Source organism: Paenibacillus sp. J31R120, from assembly GCF_056269225.1.
On the sequence record NZ_JBWDNN010000002.1, the window covers coordinates 411973 to 426294 of the forward strand.

The 14322-nt window shown below is 57.9% G+C and carries 10 protein-coding genes; 7 read left to right on the plus strand and 3 right to left on the minus strand.

What is annotated here, in order from left to right; genetic code table 11:
• Positions 1-192: 192 nt before the first annotated feature.
• Positions 193-2403 (minus strand): exosporium glycoprotein BclB-related protein, encoded by a 2211-nt coding sequence (locus AC0YNW_RS08445; protein ID WP_475831561.1) that lies wholly within the window; start codon positions 2401-2403, stop codon positions 193-195.
• A gap of 238 nt (positions 2404-2641) precedes the next feature.
• On the opposite strand from AC0YNW_RS08445, the gene AC0YNW_RS08450 reads away from it, so the two are divergent.
• The 5 genes from AC0YNW_RS08450 to AC0YNW_RS08470 all read left to right on the plus strand — a co-directional run bounded on the left by AC0YNW_RS08450 (position 2642) and on the right by AC0YNW_RS08470 (position 7274).
• Positions 2642-3442 carry a hypothetical protein gene (locus AC0YNW_RS08450; protein WP_475831562.1) on the plus strand — a complete coding sequence of 267 codons (801 nt, stop codon included), beginning with the start codon at positions 2642-2644 and terminating at the stop codon, positions 3440-3442.
• Between the two features lie 217 nt (positions 3443-3659).
• On the plus strand, positions 3660-4511 hold the full coding sequence (locus tag AC0YNW_RS08455) for an AraC family transcriptional regulator (RefSeq protein ID WP_387470484.1): 852 nt from the start codon (positions 3660-3662) through the stop codon (positions 4509-4511).
• Between the two features lie 127 nt (positions 4512-4638).
• Positions 4639-5313, plus strand: coding sequence for an SOS response-associated peptidase (locus tag AC0YNW_RS08460; RefSeq protein WP_475831563.1), 675 nt, complete (start codon positions 4639-4641; stop codon positions 5311-5313).
• Between the two features lie 172 nt (positions 5314-5485).
• Positions 5486-6328 (plus strand): polysaccharide deacetylase family protein, encoded by an 843-nt coding sequence (locus AC0YNW_RS08465; RefSeq protein ID WP_475831564.1) that lies wholly within the window; start codon positions 5486-5488, stop codon positions 6326-6328.
• Entirely contained in the window at positions 6321-7274 is a 954-nt protein-coding gene (locus tag AC0YNW_RS08470; protein ID WP_475831565.1) for a class I SAM-dependent methyltransferase, read from the plus strand. The genes AC0YNW_RS08465 and AC0YNW_RS08470 overlap by 8 nt, the downstream gene beginning before the upstream one ends.
• A gap of 127 nt (positions 7275-7401) precedes the next feature.
• On the opposite strand, the gene AC0YNW_RS08475 is transcribed toward AC0YNW_RS08470, so the two are convergent.
• Positions 7402-8403 (minus strand): electron transfer flavoprotein subunit alpha/FixB family protein, encoded by a 1002-nt coding sequence (locus AC0YNW_RS08475; RefSeq protein WP_475831566.1) that lies wholly within the window; start codon positions 8401-8403, stop codon positions 7402-7404.
• A gap of 54 nt (positions 8404-8457) precedes the next feature.
• Positions 8458-9264: an electron transfer flavoprotein subunit beta/FixA family protein gene (locus AC0YNW_RS08480; RefSeq protein WP_475831567.1), complete on the minus strand. Its 807-nt coding sequence runs from the start codon at positions 9262-9264 to the stop codon at positions 8458-8460.
• 347 nt (positions 9265-9611) lie between these two features.
• On the opposite strand from AC0YNW_RS08480, the gene AC0YNW_RS08485 reads away from it, so the two are divergent.
• Both AC0YNW_RS08485 and AC0YNW_RS08490 read left to right on the plus strand, forming a co-directional pair.
• The gene (locus AC0YNW_RS08485) at positions 9612-11813 is read left to right on the plus strand and encodes a (Fe-S)-binding protein (protein ID WP_475832187.1); all 2202 of its coding nucleotides are present in this window, start codon (positions 9612-9614) and stop codon (positions 11811-11813) included.
• A gap of 52 nt (positions 11814-11865) precedes the next feature.
• On the plus strand, positions 11866-14316 hold the full coding sequence (locus AC0YNW_RS08490; protein ID WP_475831568.1) for a 3-hydroxyacyl-CoA dehydrogenase/enoyl-CoA hydratase family protein: 2451 nt from the start codon (positions 11866-11868) through the stop codon (positions 14314-14316).
• Positions 14317-14322 lie beyond the last annotated feature (6 nt).

Genomic DNA, 14322 nt, shown 5'->3' on the forward strand with positions numbered 1-14322 from the left:
TATCGGCTTGTACGTTTTAGCATGGGAAAATTACAAGTTAATAGGCAAGAGTAGAAGAATTGAAGATTGGTAGTGAATACAATAATTCTATAAGTAGAACGTGAAAATTAGCTGCTATCGTATGAATAAAGAAAAAAACAGACCAAGCTGGCACTTGGTCTGTGGGAAATAGATTGTTGGGTTGAGTGAGGTTTAGTCGATCGTAACGCCTGCACTGGCATAGCCGGCGACTGTATTGATAAGAGATGCTCCTGCTGCTGAAATAGAGAAGACGAGCAGGAGGCGAGTCTGAGCTGCCACAGGGATAGATAGCCCTGTTAAGATGCCATTGCTGATCGTGCCGGCAGGCACTAGCAACCCAGTCAAATTCGGCGTTAGCGTGACATTTGTTCCGGTTATCGGGCTGAAAAGATTGTTTGGTGTTGGTGAGCCATAAAGCTGAGCGTTTACCGTGATTGTCGAGCCCAATAAACTGAGAGCCAGAGTTGTGCTGAAGTAAGCGGCGATGGATGTGATGATTCCGTTTCTAGGGACAGTGAAAGCGAAATTGAGCAGTGTTCCTGTAGCACCTGTCAGATCAATGGTGGCACCGAGTACATTTAATGTCGGACCACTAATTCCGAAGCCAACAAGACCTGCGGTACCGGCCAAGCCTCCAAGGATAGTGCTCATAACAAGCGGTTCCCCGGATGCGAATGGAATAATGGCCCCGCTACCTGTAGCGCCTGTTGGTCCGGTACCTCCGGTTGGTCCCGTAGGCCCTGTTGGTCCGGTCACTCCTGTAGCGCCAGTGCCTGTAGCGCCAGTGTCGCCGGTCGCTCCCGTCGGTCCAGTTGGCCCCGTTAGCCCCGTAGCTCCGGTATTTCCCGTAGCTCCCGTAGTTCCCGTAACGCCTGTAACTCCTGTAGCTCCTGTATCGCCTGTGGCTCCAGTATCGCCGGTTGGTCCAGTTGGTCCTGTCGGTCCGGTGGCCCCCGTAGCGCCGATGCCTGTAGCGCCTGTTGCTCCGGTACCGCCGGTTGGTCCAGTTGGTCCTGTCAGTCCGGTATCGCCGGTAGTTCCCGTACCGCCAGTTGCACCTGTAGCTCCAGTACCGCCGGTTGGTCCAGTTGGTCCTGTCGGTCCGGTGGTCCCAGTAGCGCCGGTGCCTGTAGCGCCTGTGGCTCCGGTATTGCCGGTCGGTCCAGTTGGCCCGGTCGGTCCGGCATCGCCGGTAGTTCCCGTACCGCCAGTTGCACCTGTAGCTCCGGTACCGCCGGTCGCTCCGGTTGCGCCCGTAGCTCCAGTATTCCCGATCGGTCCTTGAGCTCCTTGTGGTCCTTGCTGTCCGGCAGCTCCGGTACCCCCGGTCGCTCCGGTTGCTCCCGTTGCTCCAGTATTTCCGATCGGTCCTTGAGTTCCTTGCGGTCCTTGCTGCCCGACAGCTCCAGTATTCCCGATTGGTCCTTGAGCTCCTTGCGGTCCTTGCTGTCCGACAGCTCCTTGAGGTCCGACGAAGCCCTGAGGTCCTTGAGGCCCGACTGGACCTTCAGCACCGGTCGCTCCGGTCGCCCCAGTTGCCCCTGCAGCGCCGTTTGCCCCTGCGGCGCCGTTTGCGCCGGTCGCTCCGGTTGCGCCTGTGGATCCTGTTGCCCCAGTGTTTCCTACAAGCCCTTGAGGACCTTGTGGCCCTTGCTGTCCGGCATTACCTTGGGGTCCTTGCGGACCTTGCTGTCCTTGCTGTCCTTGCGGGCCGGGTTCTCCTTGAATGCCTTGAGGCCCTTGAGGTCCAGTGCTTCCTGGTGGTCCGACAGGCCCTTGTGACCCGATCGGTCCTTGTACGCCTGTGGCTCCCGTCGAGCCAGTGGGTCCTGGGGGCCCGCCTGATGGTCCGGTTGCACCTGTGGATCCCGTCGCGCCTGTCGCGCCTGTGGACCCCGTTGCCCCAGAGATACCCGTCGCGCCTGTAGCACCTGTGGACCCCGTTGCCCCAGAGATACCGGGCGCACCTGTCACGCCTGTGGCTCCGGTAGCGCCTGTCGCGCCTGTCGCGCCTGTCGCGCCCGTCGCGCCCGTCGAACCCGTCGAACCCGTCGCACCAGTGGGTCCGGTGCGGCCGCGCTTGCCGCGATCACCATCATCGCCTCTTTTGCCGCGCTCACCTTCAGGTCCCTGGGGTCCTATTGAACCGAGCTGACCTCTGAGCTCGCTATATTCGTCGCTATGATGGTCACGATGATTGTGTTGAGTACGAGGACGATATCTTCTTCTTGTTCCTGAGATGAAGAGGCGTTTTCTCTTAGCGACAGCTATTTTTTTATGTCTTTTCGGATAGTTGCCGTTATTGGACGTTTTGATTTTTAACGTCTGTTTTTTTGTTGAACGTTTGCGGTAACGACGTTTGAACTCGTTCAGTTGAAGCACCTCCTAGGTAATTTCTTTATACTACGGGCTAATGTGGAGGTTTGCTTGGGTGCAGGAGAGCTGTCGCGTAGGCATTGGCCTGTTTTTAGAAAAATGGGCGATAGGGCGAGGTTGACAATTGCCTGTGAGAATGTTTATCATTTAATTGATAATAGTTATCAGTAAATAGGCGGATAGAAGGGTAAGCGTAACCGAGTGAAACGGCCCTTGTTCTGTGCGCGGAAAGGGATTTGAAATCATGCAGACAGGAACCAAACAGCCATGGAATTGGCTTTTATTCCCATTCTCCGCTGTCACGGCTGGGCCTTATGGCGTAGTTGCTGCTACGGTCGGGCATGGGGTATATTCAATTGAAGATGAATCTGAGTGGGGGAAGCTTGGAACGGGGTTGCCTGATACGACTGGAATCCATCGGCTTCAGCTTCACCAGGAGCTGCTTCATGCTTGCACGAATAACGGGTTATATGAGTGGAACGGAGAAACGTGGGAGCAAGACGGCCTGACGTTGCCGTGTTATCAATATCGCAGGCTTGGAGGCGCATGCTACGCTTCAACGTCGGACGGATTATGGATCCGGACGGGGTCGAAGTGGGGTCAGCTCTCTTGCGAGGGGAAGCATGTATTTGATTTTATTAGTCTTCCTCAATATGTCATCGTGGGTCATGATACCGGAATCTCCTTATATGACCGATTCATGGATGAATGGGCGCATTTTGAGCTGCAGCGATGCATTACCAGCCTGGCAGTCTATCGGGGCCATTTGATTGGTGCGACGGATCAGGGCGAATTGGTGGTAGGGGACAGGAAGGGTCGGTTCGACCGAATTCAATTCGGGAAAAAGATAATCTATTCCATAGTTCCGAAGCGGGGCAGTATTTATGTGTGTACCGACCAAGGACTGTTCAAGCTCGTCTACATAGCGGACCGACTGGTGCTGCTGTCTGTCCAGCTTGGTTTCCCGGTGACGGATGTCGATGTGCTGGGGGATCAGATTTTTATGGCGACGATGTTCCATGGCATTCAGAGCATATCGTTATAACAGGAGCGATTCATATATGCTGGAGTGCGATTGTTCGCATGTTATAGGGAAGAGCCTTGATTCTACGATGAGCCATCGGCAGAACAAGGCTCTTTTGGCTGAACAGACATAGACAGAGCTTGCGGGAAATAGAGTATGGACAAACGATCGGCTCTTCAAGTAACATGGCAGTATTCATGGGAATTAATGCAGCTATGCATCGGGGAGAGAGATCAGCGTGTCAGAAGATTTATTACTAACGTTTCGTTCGCCGCCTCTGCCTTTTTTCGTAGAGTCGAACCGAATAACATATAGACCTGGCGAGGAGCATCCCAATCGGACGAATCTTGGCGTATTCGATCTGCTGTTCGTGAATGAGGGAACGCTTTATGTCGCCGAGGAGAACCATAAATGGACATTGAAGCCGGGAGATGTGCTCATCTTGCGGCCGGATCGCTGGCATTATTCCTTTCGGCCTTGTGATGAGGAGACGGTGTTCGATTGGGTGCACTTCCAGACCGTCGGAGCATGGGAGGAGACCGAGGACAATCAGCCTGGCAGCATCCGGGGCGATTACTATACCTATGCCATCCGTTTGCCCAAGAAGATGAAGCTGAATTATCCGGATGAGGCGAAGCTTATCTTTTCCCAGCTGCATGAGGCGGCCAAGAGCTCCTCTCACGGAGCATTCTGGGACCGGCAGCAGCGATTCCTGCATCTGCTTCAGATGCTGGATGAAGGCTGGCGTTCGGACGCAGCTAAGGCTGCCGTATCCGTAGCGGAGCGTGCGGCGGCTTATTTGAAATTGAATTACCGGACCTCCATCAGCAATACGATGCTGAGTGAGGTGCTTGATCTCCATACGAACTATATCACTCGCTGTATGACGGAAGTGTTCGGTTGTACTCCGCAGCAGTATTTGCTGTATTACCGGCTTGACCAGGCGAAGCTGCTGCTCATCAAGACCGACTGGACGATTGCGAGAGTGGCGGAGGAGACCGGCTTCCGGCAAACCCCGCATTTCTCCCGTCTCTTCGCATCGCACACCGGCATGCCGCCGCTCAAGTTCAGAAAACGGTTTACGACCTAAATGATCCATACCGTCAACTAACCTAGGCTGCCCAACAGGCTACGAAAAAATTCATGAATAATTTTCCACCAACCTACAAAAACTGGATTCAATTACGCAGCCATGAGGCTAAAGGAGCGATCCAGCGATGATTGAACGGTTTTCGTTGACGGTGGATATGAGTGAGATTGTAGAGCGGTTTGGGATCAAAAAAGTGGTGGTCGGACACACGAATCGGTTCAACGTAGCGCCGACCCAGAACGTGTCCATCATTATGAATGATCGTCACGATACGCGCGTGTTGCAGGAATCCAGATGGGGGTTGTTTCCCTTCTGGGCCAAAGATTCGGTGAATGCCGACTCTGCGGCTTTGCCAGATAAGCCATTCCTGCATCGCATGATGAAGCGGCAGCGCTGTGTGATTCCGTGCAGCGGATTTTACGGGCAGAAGATGTTCGGCAAGGAGCGGGAGCCGAGAGCTATGCATACCGTGCTGCCCGGCCATGCGGTGCTTGGCATAGCTGGCATGTATGACTGCTGGCGCCATTCAAGCGGCAAGGAAGTACGTGCTTTCACCATGCTGACGGCAGCCACCAGCGGATCGATGTCTGTCTGGCAGCCGCGCTTGCCGATTGTGCTGGATGAGGAAGGCGTCGAGGATTGGCTAAATCCGAAGCTGACGGAATTCGGCAAGTTGCGCAAGCATATGGAGGCGCCGGAGAGCTACTTGCTCCGTTCCTATCCCGTTACGAACGCCGTTCATGATGAATGGTACGAAGCGCCTGACTGCATCAGGGAAATTGCGATTCCTGATTTCGCATAGTAACGAGAGAGGCTGGTTTCGAGCAGATTTCATTGCCGGGACCGGCTTTTTTTGCGTGTTCGTTTACCTTTGGATTCGTCTCTAATAATTTCCTATTCGCTCATAATATCCCTTATAATAGAGGGAGTTCAAACTTTTTGCCGCAGATTCAATGAGAATAGAAGCAGAGAGGGTGAAGCCGTTGGACATGATTTTTACGGTAGATCTGGAAGACTGGTTTTGCAGCCCGGAGTTGTCACTTGCCGATTGGAAGCGCTATCCGTTCAGATTGGAGAAGCCAACGCATCTGCTGCTGGATATGCTGGACGAAAAGAATGCGAAGGGGACGTTTTTTGTATTGGGCTGGATTGCGGAGCATAAACCCGAACTGGTGAAGGAGATTCACCGGCGGGGCCATGAGATTGCATCCCATGGCTACGCGCACCGGCTGGTCTATAAGCAGTCGCGACTGGAGTTCAAGGAGGATATTAGGCATTCCAAATCTCTGCTGGAGCAGCTGACCGGCTCGGAGGTTCGTGGATACCGGGCGCCGTGCTTCTCTATGACGGAATGGGGACTGGAGCTGCTGGAGGAGGAGGGCTTTAATTATGATTCCAGCTTGATGCCCAATTCGTTCGGTGGCGATTCAGGGGGCTTGAGCGGATACCCGAATTCCGGCTCCTCCTTCCGAATCAAAGGAAGGCTGACTGAATATCCGTTGCCTGCGCACAGGATCGGGAGTCTGCATATTCCATGGGGTGGCGGTGGGTACTACCGGTTGTATCCGTATGAAGTGTTCCGTTATGGCGTGACGTCATGGCTGAAGGGCCATGATTATTTCTTGTTTTATATTCATCCGTATGATCTGGACAAGGAGCAACCCCGCATTTTCCAATCGACGTGGTCCAATAGCTTCAGAAGATATTACGGACTTGGCGGGACTCATCGCAAAATCGAGCGAATGCTTAGTGACTACGACTGCACGTCCATTGAGCATTACGAGCATCAAGCCGTAGGTATGGTTCTACATGGTTGATCGGGCTGAGCGGATAGAGGACAAGCCCCCCTATGGCAGTGTTGCGGAGTTATTCCGGGATGGTGAGCTGCTGGCCTGCATGGCGTATTTGTTCGCGCGGGAATCGGGCATACGCTTATCCAAAGAGGCCATCATAAGAGCTTCTGCGGTGGCTAAGCTGAAGGAACGGGGATGGGTATCTGCCTCCGGAGGATTGACCGACAGGGGACTTGCCTATAGCTGTTATGAGTATGAGCGGCAGTTGAATCTTCGGGAGCCGCTGGATCGGCTTCTCATCGAGGAGGCGTCGGGCAGGCGAAGGATTGCCGATATATGCTGCGGCGGAGGCGCTACGAGCTTTGCCTTGCTGAAGGCGGAGCGTCGGGAGCGGGTGTGTGGAATTGATGCGGCGAGAGAGTCGATTGAGGTTATGAGAGAACGGCTTCGAACAGAAGGCGGTTATGTGCGAGGGACTCGGAGTGATGCAGGCGAGACGGGATATGTTGTAGATCGCCGGGAGGGTGGAGAACGAGTCGAGACGGCTATTGGTGATGTTCACTGCTTGCCTTGGGAAGAGGCGAGCTTCGATCTGGCAGTGTGCCGTGCTGCGCTTCATTATTTGGACGCCAGGACAGCGGTTCGAGAGATGTATCGTGTGCTTGAAGCAGGTGGAAAGCTTTTTTTGCTTGTACATGGCTCGGGTTATCCGCTAGATTACTTGATTCATAGGCGGGGGATATGGAGCATGAGCACGATTGTGTATGCTTTGCGAAAGCTGCGCGCTGCATGGGGAACAGAGCATGCTTCAGGCCATTCACAGGACCGTTTTTTGAGAAGGAGACAGTTGGAAAACCTCTTGACGGAGGCCGGATTCCGGCATATACGCTATTATACGGACAAGCATCGGATGATAGCTGGACGATTCCCTGTCTATTTTGCGATGGTAGCGGAAAAGCAGGGGATATAACGCGGCTTACGATGGCAGGCTGCAAATAGGATTGCCAGGCATAAGAGAAACCTCCGAATCAGGTAAATTCGGAGGTTTCTTGTCGCTTGGGCCAAGGGGGCGGCTATAAGGGACGGATGCTCCCCCGTTAGTCGGCTTGCTGACGGGCGCGAAGCACTTCGGAGGTAAGCAACGGCACGACCTCGAACAGGTCGCCGACGATGCCGTAATCCGCGATGCTGAAGATTGGAGCGTCGGGGTCTTTGTTAATCGCGACGATCGTACGGGATTGGCTCATGCCGGCCAAGTGCTGGATCGCGCCGCTGATGCCGCAGGCAATATAGAGCTGCGGCGTCACGACTTTGCCGGTCTGCCCGATCTGGAGGGCATAGTCGCAGTAGCCGGCGTCGCAAGCGGCGCGGGACGCGCCCACTGCGCCGCCGAACGCAGCGGCGAGCGCATGCAGCGGCTCGAAGCCCGCCGCGCTGCGCACGCCCCGGCCTCCCGATACGACGACGTCGGCCTCGGCGAGATCAAGCTGTCCGCTGGCGCGGCGCAGCATCCCGCGCACGGCGGTCCAGAGCTGCGGCGGCGCGTACGGCAGCGCCTGTACAGAGCCGCCGCTGCCGCCGGCATCCAGCGGCTCCGCCGGCGGCAGATTGTTCGGGCGCACCGTGACGACCCACGGGTGCCCCGGCAGGAAGCTGCGCCGCTCGAACGCCTTGCCGGCGTAGAGCGGGCGGATGAAGCCGACGTCTGCGCCATCTGCGGACGGCTCGATGGCGGTGACGTCGGCGATGTGGCCGGCGCCATAGGCTGCGGCCACCCGGGGCGCGAGCTCGCGCCCCAGAGCGGTATGGCCGAGCAGCAGCGCGTCCGGCCTGACCGCATCCATGGCTGCGCGCAGCACGGCGAGATATGCCTCGGGCGCGTAATCCTTAAGGGCAGGGTCGTCGGCCATATGCACGACATCCGCCCCTCTGGCATGCAGCGCAGCGGCGTCTTCCGCCGCGCTGCCGCTTCCGGCGAGGACGGCGTGCACCGAGCCGCCCTCGCCCGCGAGGCGCCTGGCTGCGCCGAGCGCCTCGAAGGCGACGCGGCGCAGCGAACCGTCGCGCCGCTCGGCATAGACTAGTATCGTTCTGGACATGCGATACAGCTCCTTTCACATCTGGTTATAGGCGGGGAAGTCTTGTCATAGCTCTTACAGCACTTTCGCTTCTGTACGCAGCAGCTCTATCAATCCCGTTGCCTGCTCCTCCGGCGAGCCGGCAATCCGCTTGCCAGTGGAGCGCGGCGGGGGAGGAGATAGCGCTGCTCTTTGTGTGCGGGCAGAGTCTCCGGCGCTGAGCCCGAGCTCCGATAGCGTGACGGTCCGCAGCGGCTTGCGCTTGGCCTTCATGATGCCGGGCAGGGACGGATAGCGGGGCTCGTTTAATCCTTGCTGGGCGGTAATGAGCGCTGGAAGCGGAATGGCGACCGTCTCGGTGTCGCCTTCCGCATCTCGCTCGATCAGCGCGTATTGCGCCGCTTGCACGGAATGGGTGAGGCCGAGCTCCTCAGCCGTGCCCAGCGTCAGCCTCACCGCTGCGGAAGCGTGGGGCAACTCCAGGCGCTCGGCTACCTGCAGCGCGACGCTGCCGGAGCCGCTGTCTACGGCGAACAGCCCTGCTAGCAGCAGGTCGGGCGAGAGAGGGCTGATGACCGCGGCCAGCGCCTCGGCGACCGCATAGCTGTCATCGCCCAGCCCCTCGCTGTCCAGCCGGATCGCTTCGTCCGCGCCGACGGCAAGCGCCGTCCGCAGCGCTTCCTGCGACCGCTCCGTTCCGCATGTGACGACGATGACCTCGCCGCCCAGCTTCTCTTTCAACTGAATGGCTTCTTCCAGCGCGTATTCGTCGTACGGATTGATAACGAATTTGGCCTCGCGTTCGTCTACGCCTTGGGGGGTGACGATTATTTTTTCCTCGGTGTCGAAGGTTTGCTTGAGCAACACGACAACTTTAGGCATGAAAGCTTCCCTCCCGGTCGGTCAAAAGTAGGGCTTTCCGACATCCAATACGTATTGTCCATCAGTGCTACATTATGACATTGGGGAAGCGAATAGACCGCCGGTCATTCGCCGCTCCCGAAGCATGTTCATTGGATGCCGTTCATATACTTGGAGCACCGCGGCCATTTTTGAAAGCGCTTTACAAGCTTGTCCGACCCATCCGGAGGACGGCCATAGCCGGCGAGGCTGGGGCAATACGGGAGACAGGGAGGGCTGTGCGAATGACAGGGATATGGCAGACGCTGGCTGCGCAGCTTACGGCCGATATGGCTGCGCTTCTACTGGCAGGCTATCCAGACGTCATCATGTGGGGGAGGTGGATACTGTTCGCGGCGCTGACAGGGAGCGCTGTATGGATGTTCGCGGCTGTCGTGCTTCGCCGCATCGGGTATATGCGGATTGGAGCGCCGGCGGTGTTCGAGCGGCACAAGCCTGTCAGACACAAAGGCATTGCGGGCGAGGTGCTCGGCCATCGCAGGCTGCTGAACGATGTTCGCAGCGGCGTCATGCATCTCGTCTATTTCTACGGCTTCATGATGCTTCAATTCGGAGCACTCGATCTGATCTGGAAAGGGCTGAACGGTGGCAAGCCGCTGCCGCTGCCGTATTACGGAGCTTTCTCCTGGATGCAGGAGATTACGGTTGTGCTGGTGCTCGCGGCTGTGCTGTATGGCGCATACCGCCGTTATGGCGAGAAGCTGATTCGGCTGAAACGGGGATGGAAGCCGTCGCTTGTCATGTGGTTTATCGGCACGCTTATGCTGACGGTGCTGTTGTCTCTCTCCTTCGAGCGGCTGGCGGCGGGATCTGCAGAATCGGTGGAGGCTTCTTTCGCACCGATCAGCGAGCCGATATCGCAGCTGCTGATGCTGCTCGGGGTACAGGAGGGAAGCGGGCTTGCCATAGCTGGATTCGAGCTATTCTGGTGGCTGCACTTGTTGGTCCTGCTTGGCTTTCTGGTCTATGTGCCGCAATCCAAGCACTTTCATCTCCTTACCGCTCCGGTCAATCTGTGGTTCAGGCGGAACGAACCGCCGGGCAGACTGACGCCGCTTGATCTGGAGAATGAAGAAGCGGAGTCGTTCGGCGCGGGGAAGATCGAGGATTTCAACCGGAAGCAGCTGCTGGATCTGTACGCCTGCGTCGAATGCGGGCGCTGCACGAATGTGTGTCCGGCGGCAAGCACGGGGAAGCTGCTTTCGCCCATGCATCTCATCGTGAAGCTAAGAGATCATTTGACGGAGAAAGGGTCTGCCCTTACGTCCAAATCGCCATGGCTGCCCGCCGGATTATGGTCCGGCAAAGGAGTGAGCAGCGGGGCTCACGTCATGGGCGCGGTCATGCCGGCTTGGGAGGCGGCATCCGGGGAAGGCGAGGAATCGCAGTACCGCACCGATATCGGACCTACGATGGCGGTTCAAGGCGCGGCATGGGGCAAGCGGGAAGGCGCGGCTCCGACCGAGCTGGAGCTGATCGGGGATGTCATTACCGCAGATGAGCTGTGGTCCTGCACGACCTGCCGCAATTGCGAGGAACAGTGCCCAGTCGGCAACGAGCATGTGGACAAAATTATCGACATGCGGAGATATCTGGTGCTGATGGAGGGGAGCCTGCCGTCCGACGGACAGCGCGCCTTGCAGAACATTGAGCGCCAGAGCAATCCATGGGGGCTTCCGCGTGCGGAGCGAGCGGCCTGGATTGAGGAGTGCGAGCGAAAGACGGGCATTCGGGTCGATACAATGAGCGAGCGCAAGTCGCAGGATCGGCTGCCGGAGGTTCTGCTGTGGGCCGGCTCCATGGGAGCATACGATACGCGCAGCAGACGCGTGTTGTTCGACCTGATTCGCTTGCTGGCATCGGCACGCGTAGACTTCGCGACGCTGGGCCAAGAGGAGCGCAGCTCAGGCGACACCGCCCGCCGCATCGGCAATGAGCTTCTGTTTCAGGAACTGTGCCGGGACAATATTGCCGTGCTGGCCAAATACGGGGTGAAACAAATCGTCACCGCCTGCCCCCATACGTACAATACATTCAAGAACGAATACCCGGACTTCGGGTTGCCAGCGGATATAAGGGTTACGCATCATACCGAGTTGCTGGCGGCGCTTGTATCGGATGGAAGACTCACTCCGAAGTTTGATGTGGAGGAGCGTGTGACGGTACATGACTCCTGTTATCTTGGGCGATACAACGATACGTATGAGGCGCCGAGAGCCATATTGAAAGCCATTCCCGGCCTGTTCATCGAGGAGATGGAGCGTTCGGGCAAAAACGGCATGTGCTGCGGAGCCGGCGGCGGCTTGATGTGGATGGAGGAGCATGCCGGGACGCGGGTTAATTATGCGCGGACTGCACAAGCACTTGCGGTCAAGCCTTCCGTCATCAGCTCGGCTTGTCCGTACTGTCTGACGATGATGGAGGATGGGCTGAAGTCGCTGCAGGAAGGAGAGAACGTCATTGCACGAGATGTGGCGGAGCTGCTTGCCGACAGCGTCTTCGGGGCATGACAGCAAGCCGGATAAGACGGCTTGATTCTATAAACGTGAGGTGAGGCGATAGATGACCAACCAACAGACCCGTACGAAAAATGCGGGTTCCATACGCAATGCGGCCGTTATCGGCTCCGGTGTGATGGGAGCGGGAATTGCCGCGCATTTGGCGAATGCGGGCATGAACGTCCTGCTGCTTGACGTCGCGCCGAAGAAGCTGACCGAAGAGGAGGAGAAGAAGGGACTTGCGCTATCTGACGCCGCTGTGCGCAATCGATTGTCTGCCGCGGCGGTAGCCCGAATGGTGAGGGCGCAGCCTGCCCAGCTCTACGACAGCGCATGGGTGAAGCGCGTGACGCCGGGCAACCTGACCGATCACCTGCCCAGTCTGGGCGATGTCGACTGGATCGTCGAGGCGGTCGTTGAGCGGCTGGACATCAAGCAGGAGGTGCTCGCAGCCATCGAATCGGCGCGGCGTCCCGGCACGCTGGTCAGCACGAATACGTCAGGCTTGTCAGTCGCGACGATGGCGGAGGGCAGGAGCCTGGAGTTCCGGCGGCATTTTGCGGCGACGCATTTCTTCAACCCGCCGCGTTATATGAAGCTGGTCGAAGTGGTGCCGACGGACGATACAGACCCCGAAACCGTCGCGCTGCTGACGGAGCTATGCGAGAAGCGGCTTGGCAAAGGCGTGGTGCTGGCAAAGGATACACCGAATTTCATTGCCAACCGGATCGGCTCCTACGGGATGATGGTGACGCTGGCCGATACGGAGACTTTCGGCCTTACGGTAGAAGAAGCCGATGCGTTGACGGGACCGGCGATCGGCAGACCTAAGACCGCGACCTTCCGCATGCTGGATCTGGTCGGACTCGATACGCTCCTGCATGTCGTGGACAACGTACGGGAGCGAAGCGCCGATGAAAGCGAGCGGGCGACCTTCGAGAGGCCGGAGCTGCTGGCCAGGCTTGTATCGCTTGGCAGGCTTGGCGAGAAGTCCGGCGAGGGCTTCTACCGCAAGCTGAGAGGCGAGGACGGCCGCAGCCGGATTGAATCGCTGCGACTGGATACGCTGGAGTACGGCGAGCAGCGGCGCGTGACTTCTCCGGTCATCGACGCAGCCAAGGCGGCGAAGGGCGCAGCTGCGAAAGCACGGGCGCTGCTTGCCGTTGATCCCGCCCATAAGCATGCCCAGTTCGCATGGTCGACGCTGAAGAAGACGCTACTGTATACGGCTGCTCAAGTTGGCGTCATAGCGGATTCGATTACAGAGATTGATAGGGCGATGCGCTGGGGCTTCAATTGGGAGCTTGGTCCCTTCGAGCTCTGGGACGCGATTGGTCTGGAAGAGTCGGTCGCGCGGATGAAGCAGGAAGGCGACACGATTCCGGCTTGGGTCGAGGAATGGCTAACCGAGGGGCATACGAGCTTCTACCGCGTATCCGGCCAGAAGCGGTTCCATGCGGCGAGGGGAGGCTTCACGGCGGAGAAGGAAGAAGAGGATGTGCTCTCGCTGGCGGCACTGAAGTCTGCGGGACGTACGGTATTCTCAACATCAGGAGCCAGCTTAATCGATCTGGGTGACGAGGTGGCCTGCCTGGAATTCCATTCGCAGAACAATGCGATAGGAGGCGAGGTGCTGACGGCGATCCGGCAGTCGGTGCAGGAGGTGTCCCGCAACTGGCGAGGGCTGGTGCTGGCCAATGAAGGCCGGAACTTCTGCGTCGGAGCCAATCTTGTCCTGCTGCTGATGGAAGCTCAGAACGGCGAATGGGATGAAGTGGAGGAGATTATTCGCTTCTTCCAGGACAGCATGCTGCGGCTGAAGCGGCTGGATCGTCCTGTCGTAGCCGCGCCGCACCGGATGACACTGGGCGGCGGTGTCGAGGCATGCTTGCCGGCGGATCAGATCATCCTGTCGCCGGAGACTTACTTTGGGCTGGTGGAGACGGGCGTTGGGCTTATTCCTGCAGGCGGGGGCTGCAAGGAGGCAGCGGCGCTGGCGGCCCAGCGAGCGGTGGCCGCATCGGGAGGCCAGAGGGCAAGCGCCGATATCCAGCAGCCGCTTAACGCATTGTTCGAGACCATCGCCATGGCGAAGGCGTCGACAAGCGGCCATGACGCGAAGCGGCTTGGTCTGCTCCGTCCGCAGGATCGCGTCATCACAAGACAGGACGCGCGCATCTCGGAGGCGAAGCGGGCGGTGCTGGAGCTTGATCGGGCCGGCTATGCGCCGCCGCCTGCGGAACGGATTGCCGTTGCCGGCAAGGAAGGCAAAGCCGTGCTGAAGCTGGCGGTCCAAGCGATGCGCCTGTCCGGCATGATCAGCGAGCATGATGCAGTAATCGGGGGCAAGCTGGCGCATGTGCTTGCCGGCGGGGATGTGAAGCCGGGAACGGAAGTAAGCGAGCAATACTTGCTGGATTTGGAATGCGAGGCGTTCCTCAGCCTATGCGGCGAGCGCAAGACACAGGAACGTATGAGCCATATGCTTGCCACGGGCAAGCCGCTACGCAATTGAGAGGGG

Bases quoted from the DNA above. Each gene is read 5' to 3' on its own strand.
- AC0YNW_RS08450 (WP_475831562.1), top strand. From the start codon at position 2,642: ATGCAGACAGGAACCAAACAGCCATGGAATTGGCTTTTATTCCCATTC.
- AC0YNW_RS08460 (WP_475831563.1), top strand. From the start codon at position 4,639: ATGATTGAACGGTTTTCGTTGACGGTGGATATGAGTGAGATTGTAGAG.
- AC0YNW_RS08470 (WP_475831565.1), top strand. From the start codon at position 6,321: ATGGTTGATCGGGCTGAGCGGATAGAGGACAAGCCCCCCTATGGCAGT.
- AC0YNW_RS08475 (WP_475831566.1), bottom strand. From the start codon at position 8,403: ATGTCCAGAACGATACTAGTCTATGCCGAGCGGCGCGACGGTTCGCTG.
- AC0YNW_RS08480 (WP_475831567.1), bottom strand. From the start codon at position 9,264: ATGCCTAAAGTTGTCGTGTTGCTCAAGCAAACCTTCGACACCGAGGAA.
- AC0YNW_RS08485 (WP_475832187.1), top strand. From the start codon at position 9,612: ATGTGGGGGAGGTGGATACTGTTCGCGGCGCTGACAGGGAGCGCTGTA.
- AC0YNW_RS08490 (WP_475831568.1), top strand. From the start codon at position 11,866: ATGACCAACCAACAGACCCGTACGAAAAATGCGGGTTCCATACGCAAT.